This window comes from Kribbella pratensis (assembly GCF_004365355.1).
In the GTDB taxonomy this organism is placed as follows: domain Bacteria; phylum Actinomycetota; class Actinomycetes; order Propionibacteriales; family Kribbellaceae; genus Kribbella.
In genome coordinates this window covers 626348-643645 of sequence record NZ_SODP01000002.1, presented here as the reverse complement: position 1 = coordinate 643645, position 17298 = coordinate 626348, and the positions used below count along the sequence as shown (strand labels likewise).

Annotated in this window: 17 protein-coding genes; 12 read left to right on the top strand and 5 right to left on the bottom strand. The window is 68.3% G+C overall.

The window, feature by feature from the left end:
* The first annotated feature begins 17 nt into the window (after positions 1 to 17).
* Genes EV653_RS19670 through EV653_RS19655 form a run of 4 tightly spaced genes read left to right on the top strand, consistent with a single transcriptional unit; the run spans position 18 to position 3128 of the window.
* Positions 18 to 719, top strand: a complete 702-nt coding sequence (locus EV653_RS19670; RefSeq protein ID WP_134105198.1) for a hypothetical protein — start codon at positions 18 to 20, stop codon at positions 717 to 719.
* A 44-nt stretch (positions 720 to 763) separates the two neighbouring features.
* Entirely contained in the window at positions 764 to 1426 is a 663-nt protein-coding gene (locus tag EV653_RS19665; protein ID WP_238159901.1) for a tyrosine-protein phosphatase, read from the top strand.
* 42 nt (positions 1427 to 1468) lie between these two features.
* The gene (locus EV653_RS19660; RefSeq protein ID WP_134105196.1) at positions 1469 to 2359 is read left to right on the top strand and encodes an ABC transporter permease; all 891 of its coding nucleotides are present in this window, start codon (positions 1469 to 1471) and stop codon (positions 2357 to 2359) included.
* Between the two features lie 4 nt (positions 2360 to 2363).
* Entirely contained in the window at positions 2364 to 3128 is a 765-nt protein-coding gene (locus EV653_RS19655; RefSeq protein ID WP_202871748.1) for an ABC transporter ATP-binding protein, read from the top strand.
* On the opposite strand, the gene EV653_RS19650 is transcribed toward EV653_RS19655, so the two are convergent.
* Positions 3125 to 4129: a glycosyltransferase family 2 protein gene (locus EV653_RS19650; RefSeq protein WP_134105194.1), complete on the bottom strand. Its 1005-nt coding sequence runs from the start codon at positions 4127 to 4129 to the stop codon at positions 3125 to 3127. The genes EV653_RS19655 and EV653_RS19650 overlap by 4 nt on opposite strands.
* Positions 4130 to 4135: 6 nt before the next feature.
* Entirely contained in the window at positions 4136 to 5620 is a 1485-nt protein-coding gene (locus EV653_RS19645) for an LCP family protein (protein ID WP_134105193.1), read from the bottom strand.
* A 245-nt stretch (positions 5621 to 5865) separates the two neighbouring features.
* Between EV653_RS19645 and EV653_RS19640 the strand changes: the two genes are divergently transcribed.
* From EV653_RS19640 to galE, 3 genes are all read left to right on the top strand, one after another.
* Complete coding sequence (locus tag EV653_RS19640; RefSeq protein ID WP_238159900.1) at positions 5866 to 6708, top strand: S1 family peptidase; 843 nt, start codon at positions 5866 to 5868, stop codon at positions 6706 to 6708.
* A 64-nt stretch (positions 6709 to 6772) separates the two neighbouring features.
* Positions 6773 to 8863: a spermidine synthase gene (locus EV653_RS19635; protein WP_134105192.1), complete on the top strand. Its 2091-nt coding sequence runs from the start codon at positions 6773 to 6775 to the stop codon at positions 8861 to 8863.
* Positions 8864 to 8938: 75 nt separating this feature from the next.
* A complete protein-coding gene (gene galE, locus EV653_RS19630) occupies positions 8939 to 9892 on the top strand; it encodes a UDP-glucose 4-epimerase GalE (RefSeq protein WP_134105191.1) in 954 nt (317 codons plus the stop codon).
* Here the strand turns inward: galE and EV653_RS19625 are convergent.
* Positions 9889 to 10668: an SDR family NAD(P)-dependent oxidoreductase gene (locus tag EV653_RS19625; protein ID WP_134105190.1), complete on the bottom strand. Its 780-nt coding sequence runs from the start codon at positions 10666 to 10668 to the stop codon at positions 9889 to 9891. The genes galE and EV653_RS19625 overlap by 4 nt on opposite strands.
* Before the next feature lie 15 nt (positions 10669 to 10683).
* Positions 10684 to 11361 carry a TIGR03089 family protein gene (locus EV653_RS19620; protein WP_134105189.1) on the bottom strand — a complete coding sequence of 226 codons (678 nt, stop codon included), beginning with the start codon at positions 11359 to 11361 and terminating at the stop codon, positions 10684 to 10686.
* A gap of 67 nt (positions 11362 to 11428) precedes the next feature.
* Here EV653_RS19620 and EV653_RS42505 point away from each other — a divergent pair, with 67 nt between their 5' ends.
* Entirely contained in the window at positions 11429 to 11839 is a 411-nt protein-coding gene (locus EV653_RS42505) for a twin-arginine translocase TatA/TatE family subunit (RefSeq protein WP_134105188.1), read from the top strand.
* 24 nt (positions 11840 to 11863) lie between these two features.
* Here the strand turns inward: EV653_RS42505 and EV653_RS19610 are convergent, their stop codons facing one another.
* The gene (locus EV653_RS19610; RefSeq protein ID WP_134105187.1) at positions 11864 to 12787 is read right to left on the bottom strand and encodes a LysR family transcriptional regulator; all 924 of its coding nucleotides are present in this window, start codon (positions 12785 to 12787) and stop codon (positions 11864 to 11866) included.
* Positions 12788 to 12857: 70 nt separating this feature from the next.
* Here EV653_RS19610 and EV653_RS19605 point away from each other — a divergent pair, with 70 nt between their 5' ends.
* The 4 genes from EV653_RS19605 (at position 12858) to EV653_RS19590 (ending at position 17290) form a co-directional block, all read left to right on the top strand.
* Positions 12858 to 13703 carry an SDR family NAD(P)-dependent oxidoreductase gene (locus EV653_RS19605; RefSeq protein WP_134105186.1) on the top strand — a complete coding sequence of 282 codons (846 nt, stop codon included), beginning with the start codon at positions 12858 to 12860 and terminating at the stop codon, positions 13701 to 13703.
* A gap of 79 nt (positions 13704 to 13782) precedes the next feature.
* Entirely contained in the window at positions 13783 to 15120 is a 1338-nt protein-coding gene (locus tag EV653_RS19600) for a hemolysin family protein (RefSeq protein ID WP_134105185.1), read from the top strand.
* A complete protein-coding gene (locus EV653_RS19595) occupies positions 15117 to 16175 on the top strand; it encodes a hemolysin family protein (RefSeq protein ID WP_134105184.1) in 1059 nt (352 codons plus the stop codon). Before EV653_RS19600 ends, EV653_RS19595 begins: the two co-directional genes overlap by 4 nt.
* Positions 16176 to 16219: 44 nt before the next feature.
* Entirely contained in the window at positions 16220 to 17290 is a 1071-nt protein-coding gene (locus tag EV653_RS19590; RefSeq protein WP_134105183.1) for an NAD(+)/NADH kinase, read from the top strand.
* Positions 17291 to 17298: the final 8 nt, after the last annotated feature.

Below are 17298 nucleotides of genomic sequence, written 5' to 3'. Positions count from 1 at the left end.
ACAGGTACCGTGCGGGCATGACCATGCAGCCCGGCCTGCCGATGCCAGCGCCGAAGAAGTCGGTACTTCCGATGATCGCCATCGCCTGTTTCGTCGTCGGTGCGGTGCTGGTCGGGTTCTTCGTCTGGCGGATCGTGGTCACGGCGCCGCAGACGCCGCAGCCGATCGAGTCCGGGCGGGTCGAGCTGAAGGAGGAGGGGCTGACGATCTACTCGTCCGTCCCGGTGCTGACGCCGCCGTGCAAGGCCCAAGACGCCGACGGCAACGACGTACCGCTCCAGCGGGAGACCGGCTCGGAGACGATCACGATCAACGGCAACAGCTGGTACGTCGTCGCCCGGTCGGAGCATCCCGTGCCGGCCGGGGTCTACAGCATCTCGTGCACTGACGACCAGACCAGCGCGACGTACGCCGCCGGCCCGAAGTCGTCGGTCGTGGCGTTCGTGCTGTCGATCCTCGGCGCGGTCTTCTCGTTCCTGATCTTCGCCGGCCTCGGCATCGTGTTCCTGATCATCTGGGCCGTCCGCAAGTCGCGCCGCAACCGCCCCACCCAACCAGGTGCCCCAGGCAACTACCCGCCCCCCGGCAACTACCCGACCCCGGGCTACCCCTATTCCGGCCATCCCCAACCGGGCTATCCACAACAGCCGAGCCCGACCTTCCCGCCGCCCCCGCCGTACAACCCCGGCCCGAACCCCGACCGCCCCCAGGACCGGTGACCGCGATGGATCTGGAGTGGGCGGGGTGTCGGAATGTTCGTGATGTGGGTGGGTTGCGGGCTGCTGACGGGCGGGTCGTGCGTGCGGGCGTGCTGATTCGGGCCGACAGTCTGCAGTACCTCACCGACGACGGTGTCGACGCCGTACGGCGGGCCGGGGTGGGGCGGATCCTTGATCTGCGGGGCGATGGCGAGGTCGCGGAGTACCCGACGCCTTTCACCGGTACGCCGTTGGCGGTGCGGCAGGCGTTGCAGGATCCGGCGGATCCCGATCACGGGCAGCCGACGATCGTCGAGGCGTGCACGTGGATGCTCGATCGGCGGCCGGAGCTGTTCGCGGCCGCGGTGAAGGCGATCGCGGACGAGGAGGACGGCGCGGTCGTCGTGCACTGTCACGGCGGGAAGGACCGGACCGGGATGGTCGTCGCGCTGGCGCTCAGCGTGGCCGGCGTACCCGAGGAAGAGATCGTTGCCGACTACTTCCTGACCCAGGAGCGGCTCGCGCCATGGCTGGAGGAGCAGTTGGCCGCCGAGCCCGACGTCTCCAAGCATCCGGAGATGATCGAGTTCCGGGACACCCGGGCCGAGTCGATCGTCGCGATCCTGCGCCACCTCGACACGAAGTACGGCGGACCGGAGGCATACCTGCGGCACGGTGGTCTCACCGACGAGGATCTGAGCAAGCTGAGAGCCCGCTTAGTGAGCTGACCTGCGTCACAGCGGGATCACACAGCGCAGTACATTGGCGCAATGCCGACCGCCGCAGAGCCGACCGGGATGACAAGCCCGGCCGAGCTGGCCGAACGCTACGGACTCTCCAAGAGCTCGATCCGTCCCCCGCTCAGCTCGTATCTCCGTGAGCTGTGGAGCCGTCGCCAGTTCGTCCTCAGCTACGCCACCGCACGCACCTACGCCATGTACGCCGGAGCGCGCCTCGGCTCGATCTGGCAGGTGCTGACGCCGCTGCTCAACGCCGGGGTGTACTACCTCGCCTTCGGTGTCCTGCTCGGCACCAAGAACGGGATCGACAACTACGTCGCGTTCCTGCTCAGCGGGATCTTCGTGTTCACGTTCACGCAGCGCTGCATGACCGAGGGCTCGCGCTCACTCGCGCTGAACCTGTCGCTGATCCGCACGCTGCACTTCCCTCGCGCGACGCTCCCGCTCGCCTACGTGCTGAACGAGCTGAACCAGATGCTGGTCTCGCTCGCGATCCTGTTCGTGGTGGTCGGGTTCACCGACGGCCCGGCGTGGCGCTGGTTCCTGATCGTGCCCGCGATGGTGCTGCAGATGATGTTCAACATCGGCATCACGCTGGTCTTCGCGCGGATCGGGACGTTCGTCTCCGACATCACCCAGCTGCTGCCGTTCGTCACCCGCACCTGGCTGTACGCGTCCGGCATCTTCTTCTCGCTGCCGTCCAAGCTGGAGCAGCTGAACGCCCCGAGCTGGGTGGTCCAGGTGCTCGCGTTCAACCCGATCTCGGCGTACATCGACATCGTCCGGCGATCGCTGCTCCAGGAGCACAAGCAGAACGAGCTGCCGCACGCCTGGACCATCGCGATCGTCTGGTCGTTCGTGATGCTGGCCGGCGGCTTCTGGTACTTCTGGCGGGCGGAGGATCGTTATGGCCGTGGCTGATTCGATGTCTAGTTCAACGGCCGAGCCCACTGTCATCGCCGACCGCCTGGACATCATCTACAAGGTGATCGCCGGCCAGGGCGGCAAGGGTACGGCGGCCACCGCGCTCCGGCGGATCCTGAAACGTCAGGACCGGCCGACGATCCGCGAAGTCCACGCGGTCAAGAGCGTGAGCTTCACCGCGAACAAGGGCGATGCGATCGGCGTGATCGGCCGCAACGGCTCCGGGAAGTCGACGCTGCTGCGCGCGATCGCCGGCCTGCTGCCGCCCGCGTCCGGCGCCGTCTACACCGGCGGGCGGCCGTCGCTGCTGGGCGTGAACGCGGCGATGATGAACGACCTCACCGGCGACCGCAACGTGGTCCTGGGCTGCCTCGCGATGGGCATGTCCCCGGCCGAGGTCCAGCGCCGGTACGACGAGATCGTCGAGTTCTCCGGAATCGGCGATTTCATCGACCTGCCGATGTCGACGTACTCCTCGGGGATGGCGGCGCGGCTGAAGTTCGCGATCGCGTCCGCGAAGACGCACGACATCCTGCTCGTCGACGAAGCGCTGGCCACCGGCGACGCCGAGTTCCGGGTGCGGTCCGAGCGCAAGATCAAGGAACTCCGCGACCAGGCCGGCACGGTCTTCCTGGTCAGTCACAGCCTCGAGGTGGTCCAGGAGACGTGCAACCGCGCAATCTGGCTGGACGCGGGCGTACTCCGCCTCGACGGCCCGGTCAAAGAGGTCGTCGAGGCCTACATCGCGTCGACTCGGGCCGGCTAGACGGCGTTCGGTTTCTCGCGGAGGCCGATCAGGAAGCCGAGGCCCCACGAGATGTGCATGGTCGCGCAGACCAGCGGCATCCAGAAGAGGGCTTTCCAGGGCAGGTAGCGGCCTTCCATGGCCGAGCCGAAGATCAGTAGCAGCGCGTAGCCCAGCGGAGCGATGAAGCCGAGGTCGAGCCAGCTGACGCCGGTGGCCAGGCCGATGATGCCGAGGATCGTGCCGACGGCCAGCAGGATGACGGCGACCGGCGGTGCGAGGTACCGCTTGTTGGCGGTCTCCGGGTGCCGGCGGATGACCTCGCGGCGCCACTGGCCGGTGTGGAAGAACTGCTTCGCCACCGCGGACAGCGACGAGCGCGGCCGGTAGGTGACCGAGAGGTCCGGGGTGAACCAGATCAGCCCGCCGGTCTTGCGAATCCGGTAGTTCAGCTCCCAGTCCTGGGCCCGGTGCATGGTCTCGTCGAAGCCGCCGACGCGCTCCAGCGCGGCCCGCCGGAACACGCCGAGGTACACGGTGTCGGCCGGTCCGGCCTTGCCGCCCTGGTGGAACGTGGACGCGCCCAGACCCAGCCGGGAGCGGTACGCGCAGGCGACCGCCATCTCCGTCGGGGTCCGGCCCTCGGCCGCCATCACGCCGCCGACGTTGTCCGCGCCGCTCTCCTCCAGCACCTCGACCGCGCGGGTGATGTACCCGTCGGTCAGCGCGCCGTGCCCGTCGACCCGGACCAGGATGTCGTGCTTGGCGTGGGCGATGCCGACGTTCAGCGCGGCCGGGGTCTTGCCGGTCGGGTTCGGGACGATGGTGATCCGGTGGTCCTTCTCGGCCAGCTTGTCCGCGATCTCCTGGGTCCGGTCCTTGCTCGGGCCGATCGCGAGGACGACCTCCAGCTCACCGGGGTAGTCCTGCTCCAGGACGCGACCGGCCGCCTCCTCGAGATGGCGTTCCTCGTTCAGCACGGGCATCACGACGGATACGGGTGGCCAGTGGGACAGCGGCATATCAGGTCAGGCCTTACAGATCGATGCGACGTCGTCGACGCCGGTGGCGGGTGTGGTCGGTGAGGTGGTGGGTTTCTTCGTGGAGCTCGGCTTCTTCGTCGTACTGCTACTCGGGTTGCTCGTGGTACTACGCGGAGTGGTCGAAGTCTTACCGTCTCCTCCTGAGCCGCCCTTGTCCAGCGATTCGGACTTGGCGATCGCCTCGGCGACCTTCGTCCGGATCAGCGCGAAGTCCGGGTCGCCGGTGTGGATCAACGGCGGGACCGCGGAGAAGCTTGACACCGGGAGCTTCTTCGCGTCCAGCGCGAGATCGGTGAACGTTCCGAGCTCACCGGCCGGAATGTCGGTCTTGACCACCTGTTTGCTGGCCGAGGCGATGCCCTGGAACTTGGTCAGCACGGTCTGCGGCGACAGCTGGTTCAGCATCGCGGACATCACACATTTCTGCCGCGCCATCCGCTCGTAGTCCGACGACTCGGCCCGGGACCGGGCGAACCACAGCGCGTGGTAGCCGTCCAGGTGCTGGTTCTTGCCGGGCTCGATGTAGCCCTTGATCGGGGAGCTGCCGCCGCCGATCGGGACCCGCTTGCCGATGTCCAGCGTGATCCCGCCGACTGCGTTGAGCAGGTCGCGGAACCCGGCCAGGTCGATCAGCACGAAGTAGTTGATCTTCAGCCCGGTGACGGCCTCGATCGCCTGTGTGGTGGCGGTTTCGCCCGGGTTCGGGTCGCCGGGGAACAGGGCCTTGTGGTTGGCGGCGTACGTGTAGACGGCGTTGAGCAGGCACTCGGCCGCGCACTTGTCCCACTTGAAGCCGTCGGGGAACTGCTTCGCCATCGCCGTACCGGCCGGGAACGGCACCTTGGCCAGGTTCCGCGGGAGGCCGATCAGGACGGTCCGGCCGGTGTCCGCGTCGATGCTGGCCACCGTCATGCTGTCCGGCCGGGTGCCGATCCGGTCCGCGCCGGAGTCGCCGCCCATCATCAGAACGTTGTAGCGGCCCTTCTCTGCCTTCGAGGACTTCCCGCTGCCGAACACACTGGCGACGAAGTCGCGCTGGGTGTTCACGATCACACTCGCGTAGATCAGAGCGCCGACGACGACGAAGATCAGCGCGCCGTCGAGGATGCTCGTGATCAGGCGGTGATTGCGCTCCAGCGTGAGCGGCTGCGCGATCCGGTACGCGTCGATGAACAGCGCCGCCCAGCCGACCGCGAGCACGATCAGGGTGATCTGCACCAGCCGCAGCGTCCCGGGCCGGGCCAGGAAGTTGATCGTCCCCGAGCGCCAGATCAGGCCGAGGAGGATCAGGAACACGATGATCGCGATCAGGCCGAAGACCACCCGCCAGGCCCAGCGGCCGGCCCGCCGGCTGCCTGCGACGATCTGCGCCGATCCGGGCAGGATCAGCGTCATCAACAACAGGGTCAGCGCCCGCTTGAACCGGACCGGTTCGCGGAGATTGCGCAGGTCTGGCTTCTCCTGCGGCATGACGTCCTTCCGTTCTCCAACCGGTCTGATTCCGACCGTACCTTGTCCCTCACTGTCACTTTGGTATGACGTGCCGCAGTACGCGCTGGTTCGGGCGGAGGCGGATCCGGAGACGAAGAGTAGCAGCCCCTTCACTCAGCGCAGGAAAACCCGTGCGCTCACCCTCCTTCACACAGTTGTGATGGTCGGCGACGGATCGATGCGTTACGAAGTCCTCCAAGTACAACCAGTGAGGAAACCGCCCCATGAACCCGATGAAACTGTTCCGCTCCGTCCTGGCCGTCACAGCGGTCGCGACCACCACCCTGCTCGGTACGACGTCCGCACACGCCGCGGCGCCCGGTACCGACTTCACCGGCATCGCCGCGCTGAGCAACTGCTCGGCATCCCTCGTCCGGTACGCCGAATCGGTCAGCACCGACAAGGCGCTCGTGCTCACCAACGGGCACTGCTACGAGGGCGGGTTCCTGCAACCCGGCCAGGTCCTGGTGAACAAGGCGTCGACGCGTTCGATCACGCTGCTGAAGCCGGACTCCAGCCGCGCGGGCACGGTCCGCGCCGACAAGATCCTGTTCGGCACGATGACCAAGACCGACATGATCGTGTACGAGGTCAACGAGACCTACGCGTCGATCAGGAGCCGGCTGAACGTCACCCCGCTAACCCTGGCCAAGCAGGGACCGGCCGACGGCGCCGGGATGGCGGTCGTCTCCGGTTACTGGAAGCGCATCTACACCTGCTCGGTGCAGGCGACGATCCCGCAACTGCGCGAGGGCGACTGGACCTGGCAGAACTCGATCAAGTACCAGCAGCCCGGTTGCGAGACGATCGGCGGTACGTCGGGATCACCCGTGGTCAGCACCACGACCGGCGAGCTGATCGGCATCAACAACACCGGTAACGAGGACGGCGAGCGCTGCACGGTGAACAACCCGTGCGAGGTCGACGCCAACGGCAACGTCACGGTCGACCAGGGCGCGGCGTACGGCCAGCAGACCTGGTGGCTCTACACCTGCCTGACCGCGAACCGCACGATCGACCTGAACCGGTCCGGCTGCGAACTTCCGAAGCCGGCCCGTCGCCGCTGACTGTCCGTCATCAGGACGTGCGGGGTGACGCAGACCACTCCGATATCCGGTAACGTCGCCCCGCATGGCAGTCGACTCCTCCACTGACCACGTCACGACCACCAACTGGCCGAGCCCGTTCGGAGTGCGGACACGGCTGGTTGCGGCCAGTGCGCTGATGCTCTTCACCGAGCTTGCGCTGATCCGGTGGACCGGCTCGAACGTGGTCCACCTCAGCTACTTCTCGAACTTCGTGCTGCTCGGCTCGTTCCTGGGCATCGGGATCGGCGTCCTGCGATCCGGCCGCGCGAAACGGCTGCCGTACTACTCGCCGATCATGCTCGGCCTGCTGGTCCTGGTGATCGCCTGGAAGCCGGTGACGGTCAACCGGGGCAGCTCGTCGAGCGTCATCTACTTCACCAGCCTGAACACCACCGGCCCGCCGGTCTGGGTGATCCTGCCGATCGTCTTCATCGCGGCTGCGGTGGTGCTGGCCGGTCCGGCGGAGTTGGTCGGCCGCTGTTTCGCCGAGCTGCCGCGGCTGACGGCGTACCGCTTCGATCTGATCGGCAGCCTGGCCGGCATCGTCAGCTTCACCGCGCTGTCGTTCCTGGGCGCGCCGCCGATCTGGTGGGGCCTGATCGTCACCGTCGTCTTCGCGGTGCTGATGATCCCGCGGTCGGCCGGATCGGGTCGCCGGGCGGTTGCCACCGGGTTGAGCGCCGCGATGGTGCTCGTGCCGCTGCTGGTGATGCTCGGCGTGCTCTTCCACGAGTCGACCCGCTCGGACCTCAGCTGGTCGCCGTACTACAAGGTGAAGACCAAGCAGTACACCTACGAAGGCGTCCCGCTGCTGACGATCACGGTGAACGGCGTACCGCACCAGCAGGCGATCCCGGCCGACGCGCGGTTGCAGTGGGAGCCGCAGTACGGGCTGCCGTACGAGCGGGCGAACGTCGGGAAGACGCCGAAGAACGTGCTGATCATCGGCGCCGGTTCGGGGTCGGATGTCGCGATCGCGTTGAAGAAGGGCGCCACGCACGTCGACGCGGTCGAGATCGACCCGCGGATCCGCGACCTCGGCAAGGCGCTGCACCCGGACCGTCCGTACCAGGACCCGCGGGTGACGTCGCACATCGACGACGGGCGCGCGTACCTGTCGCGGACCGACAAGAAGTACGACCTGATCCTGCTGGCACTGCCGGACTCGTTGACGCTGGTGAACGGCGCGAGCTCGCTGCGGCTGGAGAGCTACCTGTTCACCAAGCAGGCGTTCGAGAGCGCGAAGGACCACCTGAACCCGGGCGGGGCCTTTGCCATGTACAACTACTACCGCGAGACGTGGCTGATCGACCGGCTCGCATCCACGGCGCAGGAGGCCTTCGGGCACAAGCCGTGCGTGGACAAGATCGGTGACGGCCTGCAGCAAGCCGTGGTGACGGTCGGCCTGACCGAGCAGGACCAGACGTGCGCCGCCGAGTGGCCCGGCCCGTCCGCGATCACCCCGCCGCCGGCTACGGACAACCGGCCGTTCCTGTACCTCTTCACGGACCGGATTCCGTCGCTGTATCTGGTCACGCTCGGACTAATCCTGGTCGCGGGCCTCGTCGGCGTCGGCATCGCGGGCGGCGGGTCGTCGTACCGGCGGATGCGGCCGTACGCGGATCTGTTCCTGCTCGGCGCCGGCTTCATGTTGCTGGAGACGAAGAGCATCACCGGGTTCGCGTTGCTGTTCGGTACGACGTGGGTCGTGAACGCGATCGTGTTCGCGGGCGTGCTGGTGGCGGTGCTGGCCGCGGTCGAAGTCACCAGACGGTTCAGGACACCACCGATCAAGGTGATGTTCGCCGTGCTGTTCGGCGGGCTCGCGTTGTCGTGGGTCTTCCCGGACAGCTGGCTGCTCAGCATGCCGGTCGGGTTGCGGGTGATCGTCGCGGTCCTGATCGCGTTCACGCCGATCTTCGCCGCGAACGTGATCTTCGCGAAACGCTTCACCGACACGGCGGACGGCACGGCCTCCTTCGGCGCGAACCTCCTGGGCGCGATGCTCGGCGGCTGCCTGGAGTACGCCGCGCTGATCATCGGCTTCCACGGCCTGCTGATCATCGCCGCGTTGCTGTACGCCGGCGCCTTCCTGCTCACCCCCAAAGCCCGCTCACTCGCCCGATCCAGCTGACGTGGTGTCGTTGATTGGTACGGGTTCGGCCCGTTTGCGGGGGTCCTGGTGGGTCCGGATGGCAGGATCTGAGACATGACGTGGCTTGTGACTGGTGGTGCCGGGTACATCGGAGCGCATGTGGTGCGTGCGTTCCGCAACGACGGGATCGACGTGGTCGTCATCGACGACCTGTCGAGCGGGAAGGCGGAGTTCGTACCCGACGGTGTGCCGTTCGTCAAGGCGAACCTGCTGGACGGTACGGCGGTGCGGGAGGCGCTCGACGGCGTCGACGGCGTCGTACATCTCGCCGGGTTCAAGTACGCCGGGGTGTCGGTGGAGCGCCCGCTGCACACGTACACGCAGAACGTGACGGCGATGGTGTCGCTGCTCGAAGCGATGGCGGAGAAGTCGGTGCACAACATCGTCTTCTCGTCCAGCGCCGGGGTGTACGGGACGCCGAAGGACGAGGTGGTGACCGAGGACACCGAGCCCGACCCGCAGTCGCCGTACGGCGAGTCGAAGCTGATCGGCGAGTGGCTGCTGCGCGACCAGGCCGCCGCCGCGGAGTTGCACCACACCTCGCTGCGCTACTTCAACGTGGTCGGGTCGGGCGATCCGACGGTGTACGACGCCAGCCCGTACAACCTGTTCCCGATCGTCTGCAACCTGCTGACGCAGGGCAAGGTGCCGCAGATCTATGGCACCGACCACCCGACCCCGGACGGCACGTCGGTCAAGGACTACGTGCACGTCGCCGACCTCGCCCGTGCCCATGTCGCAGCCGCCCGCGCGCTCGAGTCCGGCAAGACGCTCGAGTCCGTCTACAACCTGGGCAGCGGCACGGGGACGTCGGTGCGCGAGATCATGGACGCCGCCCGCCGGGTGACCGGCATCGACTTCACCCCGACCGAGGGCCCGCGCCGGCCGGGCGACCCGTCCCGCGTGGTCGCGAACGGCGATCTCGCCGCCCGCGACCTCGCGTGGAAGAACACCTACACGGTCGACGAGATGTTCGCGACCGCCTGGGAAGCCTGGCCGAAGGGCTAGTAGCTCTTCTTGTAGGCGCCGTTCGTCGACAGGTCGATCATGCCCGGTCCGGTGAGTACGCCGCCTTCGACCGGCAGGGTGTGACCGGTGATCCAGGACGCGTCGTCGGAGGCCAGGAACGCGACCGCGGCGGCGATGTCCTCGGGCTCGCCGACGCGGCCGAGCGGGTACATCTTCTCGAAGCGCTCGAGCGTGTCGGGCTGGTTGTCCCAGTTCGGCGTCCGGATGGTGCCGGGGGCAACGACGTTGAAGCGGACGCCGAGGTCGCCGTACCGCGCTGCGTAGTTGACCGTCATCGCGATCTGGCCGGCCTTTGCTGCGGCGTACTCGATGTTGCCGAAGGCAGCCAGTCCGTTGACCGAGCTGATCGTGACGACGTTGCCGCGGTTCTTGACGAGCTGCGGGAGCGCCGCCTGGATGCACCGCGACGCACCGACCAGAGTCAGGTCGAGCTGTGCGTGCCACTCCTCGGAGGTCGAGTCCTCCGGCGCGGTTGACACGATGCAGCCGCCGGCGTTGTTCACCACCACGTCGAGCCGGCCGAACCGCTCGACCGCGGCAGCGACGGCTGCGTCGACGTCGTCGCGGTTGGTCACGTCGACTCGCAGCGGGAGCGCCTGCTCGCCGATCGAGGCCGCGACCCCGCCGACCCGCTCCTCCTGGAGATCGGTCACCACCACCGACGCGCCTTCGTCGGCCAGCCGCCGCGCGACCGCGGACCCGATGCCCTGCGCCGCCGCCGTGACCAGCGCGACCTTTCCTTCGAACCGACGCACGCTACCCCTCCGTTGTCACTCGAGAACCCGGTCGACCTTCTCGTCCGCGACCCGGCGCTCCAGCTTGGCGGCGTCTAGGTTGCGGCAGAGGACGATCGAACCACCTCCGGCGATCACGCCGACGAGCAGTCCCAGGCCGTCCCGGTCCGTGAGCGTCCGCTGAACCAGAATGCGATCGCCGATCGGTTCCGCCGTACTGATCAGATCCTCGTGCGTGAGGTCGTCGTACGCCGGGGAAGCGGGCGTCGGCGGGTCGAACGGGACGAAGACGTCGGGGTGGTTGTAGACCTCCGCGCCGTAGTCCTGGATGCCGTTCGGGAGGGGTTCGCGGAAGCGGCCGCCGAGCGGGAGGAGCGCGGAGGCAACGGTCTCGCGGTCGCCGCGGACGGCGAAGTCGGGGCCGGTGATCGCGAGGGTGCCGGTCTTGCTGGTCAGCGAGGCGCCGACCGACCACGTGGAGAGCGCCCAGACGACGCCGAGCCAGTGCGGCGGGAGGCCGATCGCGACGGTCTCGCCGGCCTCCAGGTCGTACTCGTCGACCAGCAGGTTCGCGGTCTTCGCGACCCAGTTCGCGGTGGTGACCGCGCTCAGCTCGATCCGCTCGCCGGTCGCGTCGTCGTAGTAGGTGAGGAACGGGGCGCCGCCGTCCCGGCGGACCGCGGCCGCGAACAGCTCGGGGAGGACTCGTGACATATGGCCCACCCTACGGTTCGTACCCCGGCGTACCGTGGTGGGGGATTTTCTCGAAAGAAGGCTTGTCATGGTGCCACTGCTCGCGCTGCCCGAAGGCGGCGAATGGATCGTCATCCTGGTCATTGTGGTCCTGCTCTTCGGCGCGAAGAAGCTGCCGGAGCTGACCAAGAACGCCGCCCGCGCAATGAAAGAATTCGAAAAGGCCCGCCACGGCGACGACGACGACGAAACCCCAGCTCAGGTAGCCCCTACCCAAGCCCAGCCCCAGGCGGTCCAGGCAGCCCAGGCAGCGCCCGTCCAGGCGACCCAGGCACCGCCGGCCCAGGCGACCCAGGCAGCACCCACTCAGGCGCCCCAGGCACCGCCTGCTCAGACGGCGCAGACGCAGCCGGCTCAGCCCCAGCCAGCCCCTACCCAGCCGCCTGCAGGCGACCAGCCGGCTCGTCCCACCGACGTCGAGGGCGGCACCGCCCAGTAGCAGCCCGGACTCACGTCGGCGCCGTCAGGTTGGTGGGTTGAGGTCGAGGGCGGCGGTTCGGAGGGCGGCGGCCAGGTGGGCGGCTGGTTCTGGCAGTCGGCCGGGTAGCCGGGCGATGATCGTCCGGCGGAGTTCTTGCGGGCCGCCGCGGACTGTGACTACTCGAACACCGGGTGGTACGGCGGATGCCATTGACGCGGAGACCGTGGTCAGACCGGCGCCGGCGGCGACCAACTGGAGTTTGGCCAGCCAGTCGCGGACCGTGTGAGCGATGACCGGACGCTCGTCCAGGCCTGGCCAGACCCCCATCCACAGTTCGCTGGATGACGTGGGTCCGGCGATCCAGCGCTGGCCACGGAGGTCGGCGACGTCGACCGAGTCGTGTGCCGCCAGTGGGTGCCCGGTCGGGACGGCCAGTCGCAGGCTCCGCTCGGCGAGCGTCTCCAGCTTCAACGCGGGCGACTCGGCATCCGGCGGGCGGAACGGCGGGGCGGACGCGATCAGCGCGAGGTCGATCGTCCCGGCCCGGAGCGCCCGGACCAGGTTCGGTGTGGACCCTTCCCTGGTCGTCACGGTGATCGCCGGGTGCGTACGCCGTACCGCGCTGATTGCCCGCGGCAACAGAACCGCGCCGGCACTCGGGAACCAGCCGAGCCGCACGGTCCCGCCGTCGACCGGTAGACCGGCGAGCTCGCGTGCGGTGGCGTCGAGCTGGTCGAGCACGGCGGCGGCATTCCGCAGTACGACCTGACCGGCCGCGGTCAACGCGACACCTTCGCGGCGGCGTTCCAGTAGCTGGTTACCCGCGGCCCGTTCGAGGCTTGCGATCTGACGGGAGATCGCGGACTGCGTGTAGCCGAGCGCCGATGCCGCAGCGGTGAACGTACCCCGCTCCGCCACCTCCCGGAACACGCGCAACGCAACGAGCGAGACGTCGGTGAAGTCCATGACATCTACGCATACCACCTGTGCCGAACTTTCGCTGGAGTCATACGACCCTCAGACCTACGTTGGCCTCATGACACAACCACGCATCGCCCTGGTCACCGGAGCCAACCAAGGCATCGGCTATGCCCTCGTCGAAGAACTCGCCACCCGCATCAACCCAGAAGACCTCGTCCTCCTCACCGGCAGAAACCCAGACCGAGTCGCCGCCGCCGTCGATCAGCTCAACCACCGCGCACTCCGGGCCCGGGTTGAAGGGCGGGTGCTGGATGTGACGGATGAGGGGGCGGTGCGGCGGTTGGCGGAGGAGTTGGGGGTGGTGGACATTGTGGTGTCCAACGCGGTGGGGCCGTTGGAGCCGGGGAAGACGCCGGGGGAGCAGGTGGACGGGTTTGTGGATGTGGCGAATCTGGGGGCGCAGTACATCTTGCGGGCGTTCGGGCCCAGGTTGCGGGCTGGTGGGCGGTTGATTGTGGTGGCTAGTTCGTTGGGGACGTTGGAGCAGCTGCCGCAGGAGTTGTGGGGGCGGTTCGACGGGGTCGCCTTGGAGGATGTGGAGAAGGTTGTGGAGGAGTGGCGGGCGGCGGTGCACCACGGTACGGCGGCGGCGCAGGGCTGGCCGGAGTGGATCAACCTCCCGTCGAAGGTCGCTCAGGTCGCGGCGGTCCGCGCCGTGGCGGCCGAGCGGCGCGAGCAGGATCTTGCCGACGACACCCTGGTCGCGTCCGTTTGTCCGGGACTTGTGGATACCCGCGCATCGCGGCCGTGGTTCGACGACTTCAGCCAAGCGAAGTCACCCAAGGACGCCGTTCAGCCGATCGTGGACCTGATCCTGGCCGACCACGTCGACCCGGCGCTGTACGGCGAGCTGGTTCGCGACGGCAAGGTCGTCGCCTGGAAGCCGTCAATCTCTCAGTAGGACATCGCGCACGGAGAGTAGTTGAGGCCGCACGGACCCCGCAGTACTGCAATCGTGGGAGTTCTCATAAAGTCGTCTCATGCTGATCCTGGCCGGCCTGGGCCTGATCCTGGTGCTGACCGTTGCCACCGGCTACTTCGTCTCCCAGGAATTCGCGTACGTCGCCGTCGACCGGAGCCGCCTGCGCACGCTGGCCGAGGACGGTGACGCGTCGGCCGCACGCGCACTGAAAGTCACATCGCGGCTGTCGTTCGTCCTGTCCGGCGCCCAGGTCGGCATCACGATCACCGCACTACTGGCCGGGTACTTCGCGGAGCCGTATCTCGGCGCGGGCCTGGAGGACCTGCTCGGTTCGGGCGGCGTACCGGATGCCGTGAGCACGTCGATCTCGGTGATCCTGGCGTTGCTGTTGGCAACGATCATCCAGATGGTGCTCGGCGAGCTGGCGCCGAAGAACCTCGCGATCGCGAAGGCCGAGGCGATCGCGCTGCGGCTGTCCCGGTCGACCCTGTGGTACCTGCGCCTTGCCGGCCCGGTGATCCACCTGTTCGACTCGGCGTCGAACCGGATCCTCCGCCGGGTCGGCATCGAACCGGTCGAGGAGCTGCCGCAGGGTGCGACCCCGAAGGAGCTCGACCGGATCATCGAGACGTCGTACGAGCAGGGGCTGCTGGACCAGGACACCATGCGACTGCTCGATCGCGGCCTCGACTTCCGCGGCCGGACGGCGGGCGAGGCGATGGTCCCGCGCGTCGACGTGGTGACCATGCATCGCGACGAGCCGCTGACCCGCGTGGTCGAACTGCAGGACACCGGGCACAGCAGGTTCCCGGTGATCGGCGACTCGGTCGACGAAGTGGTCGGCGTGGTCGCGATCGGCGACGTGGTCGAGCTGGAGCCGGCCGACCGGGCCGCGATCGCCGTCGGTTCGTTGGCCTCGCCCGCGGTCGCCGTACCCACCACGCTGCCGCTGCCCGGCGTACTCGAGCGGCTGCGGGTCGCGCGCCGCCAGCTCGCCATCGTGGTCGACGAGTACGGCGGGTTCGCGGGGATCGTGTCGCTCGAGGACATCGCGGAAGAGCTGGTCGGCGAGATCCGCGACGAGGACGATCTGCCCGAGACCGGACTGGTGCAGGGCAGCGACGGGTCGTGGGTTGTGCCCGCTCGCTGGCGGCTCGATCAGGTCGAGGAGATGACCGGCGTACAACTGCCTGAGAGCGACGACTACGAGACGGTGTCCGGCCTGGTGATGGCGCGGCTCGGTCGCATCCCGCTGGTCGGCGACGAGATCACGGTAGAGCTGCCGCAGCGGATCGACCACGACGGCCGGCCGATCCCGGCCGAGTTCGTCCGGCTAACCGTGCAAACCATCGAACGCCGGGTGCCCGGCATCGTGGTGATGGAGCGGACGGCATGAGTACGACGTGGGCCCTCATCATCTCCGCCGTACTGCTGGCACTGAACGGGTTCTTCGTCGCCGCCGAGTTCTCGCTGGTCGCCTCGAAGCGCCACCGGCTCGAGGAAGCGGCGGCGTCCGGCAGCCTGGCCGCCCGGGCCGCGCTCGCCGGGGTCAGCGAGTTGTCGCTGATGCTGGCCGGCGCCCAGCTCGGAATCACGTTGTGCACCTTGGGACTCGGGTCGTTGAGCGAGCCGGCGGTCGCGCACCTGCTGCACCCGCTGTTCGAGCTGGCGCACGTCCCCGAGGGTGTCGGACATGTGATCGCGTTGATCATCGCCGTCGGCGGGATCGGTCTGCTGCACGTCCTGCTCGGCGAGATGGCGCCCAAGTCGTGGGCGATCAGCAATCCCGAGCGGTCGGCGTTGGTACTGGCGATGCCGTTCCGCGCGTTCACGTGGATCTTCCGCCCGCTGCTGATCGCCCTCAACTGGCTCGCGAACCTGTGTCTGCGGCTGGTGAAGGTCACGCCGCAGAACGAGATCGCCAACGCGCACGGCCCGGACGAACTCCGGCTGCTGATCGAGTCGTCGCGTGAACACGGCACGCTCGGAGAGCCCGAGCACGAACTGCTGACCGCGATGCTCGCATTGCAGAACACCACGGTCGGTCAGGTGATGACGCCGATCGCCGACCTGTCGACGGTGCCCGCGACCGCATCAGCCCGCGAGGTCGAGCTGACCAGCCGGCGCGAGGGCCACTCGCGGCTCGCGGTCGTCAGCTCCGGTACGACGATCTGCGGCATCGTGCACGTCCGCGACGCGGCCCGCGCGACCACCGCCGGCGACACGAACGCGCGCGCCTCCGACCTGATGATGGCGGCGCTCGAGCTCGGCGACCGGACGCCGGTTGCGAAGGCGATCCGCACGATGCGCGACGAACGCGCCCAGCTCGCCGTGGTCTGCGGCGGCGACGTGGCGATCGGCGTGGTGGCCTTGGAGGACCTCCTGGAAGAGGTCATCGGCGAGTTCGACGACGAGACCGACCCGATCGTCAGCGCATCCAAGCGTGACTAGCCCGGCTACCTTGTAGGCAGAAACCGACACGGAGGAGGGGTGGCGTGGCGATCAGCCGGATTGGGCTTGTGGTCCACCAGGGGCGGCCGGTTGCGGTGCAGACCGCGGAGACCGTGCGGAAGTGGGCGGCCGACCACGGCATCGGCTGCACCGACATCGACGTCTGGAAGGACCACAAGGAACGTCGCAGCGGGACCGACGAGCTGCATCACGCCGGCGACCCGGACCTGGTCGTCACGCTCGGCGGCGACGGCACGTTCCTGCGTGGGGCCCGGATCGCGGCGAAGAACAACGCGGCCGTGCTCGGGGTCGATCTGGGCAAGGTCGGGTTCCTGACCGAGGTGGCGTGCCGCGACGTCGAGCCCGCGCTGGAGGCGGTGCATCACGGCGGAGCGACGTACGAGGAACGGATGACGCTGACCATGCGGGCGTCGCGACCGCTGGAGATCCCGCACGGGATCGAGTCCTTGCTGCGGTACGGGCACGGCCCGGCGCTGCCGCCACCGCCGGTACGGCACGAGATGGCCGAGGGCGACGGGTGGGGCATGGCGCTCGACGTCACCGCGCTGAACGACGTGGTGGTGGAAAAGCTGGCGCGCGATCACCAGGTCGCGCTCGGCGTGTACCTGTCGGGCCGGCTGCTGGCGTCGTACTCCGCCGATGCCGTGATCGTGGCGACGCCGACCGGATCGACGGCGTACAGCTTCGCGGCCGGTGGACCGATCCTGTCGCCGAACACCGAGGCGATCGTGTTCACTCCGGTTGCTCCGCACATGACCTTCAACCGAACGGTCGTCGCGGCGCCGGACGAGCCGATCGCGCTGCGCGTACTGCCGCATTCGGGGCAGGCCGCGGTGAGTATCGACGGGCAGTTGCGCGGCGTACTCGATCCGGGGGACTGGATCGGTGTGTACGGGTCGCCGCAGCGGTTGCGGCTCGTGCGGCTGCGGCCGACGGACTTCTACGGACGCTTGCGCGACCGCTTCAAGCTCACCGACGCACCGGCGACGGCGCTCGACGGCGAACCCGAACTGTTCTGGCAACCGGCCGATTCGCCGATCCCGCCGGACCTCAAGCACCTCCGGATTCCGCAACCACCTGGTGACGACCGGTAGGGTCTCTC